Origin of the sequence: Streptomyces sp. NPDC000134, from assembly GCF_042899225.1 — a bacterium.
GTDB lineage: Bacteria > Actinomycetota > Actinomycetes > Streptomycetales > Streptomycetaceae > Streptomyces.
In genome coordinates this window covers 1-1,414 of the sequence record NZ_JBIAZN010000059.1, presented here as the reverse complement: position 1 = coordinate 1,414, position 1,414 = coordinate 1, and the positions used below count along the sequence as shown (strand labels likewise).

The window sequence follows — 1,414 nt, the reverse complement described above, 5'->3', positions numbered from 1 at the left end:
AACACAGTGGACGCGAGCAACTGAGGACAAGCCCTCGGCCTATTAGTACCAGTCAACTCCACACCTTACGGTGCTTCCATATCTGGCCTATCAACCCAGTCGTCTACTGGGAGCCTTAACCCCTCAAGGGGGTGGGAGTCCTCATCTCGAAGCAGGCTTCCCGCTTAGATGCTTTCAGCGGTTATCCCTCCCGAACGTAGCCAACCAGCCATGCCCTTGGCAGAACAACTGGCACACCAGAGGTTCGTCCGTCCCGGTCCTCTCGTACTAGGGACAGCCCTTCTCAAGACTCCTACGCGCACAGCGGATAGGGACCGAACTGTCTCACGACGTTCTAAACCCAGCTCGCGTACCGCTTTAATGGGCGAACAGCCCAACCCTTGGGACCGACTCCAGCCCCAGGATGCGACGAGCCGACATCGAGGTGCCAAACCATCCCGTCGATATGGACTCTTGGGGAAGATCAGCCTGTTATCCCCGGGGTACCTTTTATCCGTTGAGCGACGGCGCTTCCACAAGCCACCGCCGGATCACTAGTCCCGACTTTCGTCCCTGCTCGACCCGTCGGTCTCACAGTCAAGCTCCCTTGTGCACTTACACTCAACACCTGATTACCAACCAGGCTGAGGGAACCTTTGGGCGCCTCCGTTACTCTTTAGGAGGCAACCGCCCCAGTTAAACTACCCATCAGACACTGTCCCTGATCCGGATCACGGACCCAGGTTAGACATCCAGCACGACCAGACTGGTATTTCAACGACGACTCCACCTGAACTGGCGTCCAAGCTTCACAGTCTCCCAGCTATCCTACACAAGCCGAACCGAACACCAATATCAAACTGTAGTAAAGGTCCCGGGGTCTTTCCGTCCTGCTGCGCGAAACGAGCATCTTTACTCGTAGTGCAATTTCACCGGGCCTATGGTTGAGACAGTCGAGAAGTCGTTACGCCATTCGTGCAGGTCGGAACTTACCCGACAAGGAATTTCGCTACCTTAGGATGGTTATAGTTACCACCGCCGTTTACTGGCGCTTAAGTTCTCAGCTTCGCCCCACCGAAATGGAGCTAACCGGTCCCCTTAACGTTCCAGCACCGGGCAGGCGTCAGTCCGTATACATCGCCTTACGGCTTCGCACGGACCTGTGTTTTTAGTAAACAGTCGCTTCTCGCTGGTCTCTGCGGCCACCCCCAGCTCAGACAGCAAGTGTCATCACCGGAAATGGCCCCCCTTCTCCCGAAGTTACGGGGGCATTTTGCCGAGTTCCTTAACCATAGTTCACCCGAACGCCTCGGTATTCTCTACCTGACCACCTGAGTCGGTTTAGGGTACGGGCCGCCATGAAACTCGCTAGAGGCTTTTCTCGACAGCATAGGATCATCCACTTCACCACAATCGGCTCGGCATCAGGTCTCAG

Annotated in this window: 1 rRNA gene; it reads right to left on the bottom strand. The window is 55.9% G+C overall.

Annotated features, from left to right (window positions below):
- Window positions 1–22 precede the first annotated feature (22 nt).
- Window positions 23–1,414: ribosomal RNA gene (locus ACFY32_RS34070) — 23S ribosomal RNA — on the bottom strand; the annotation flags it as partial.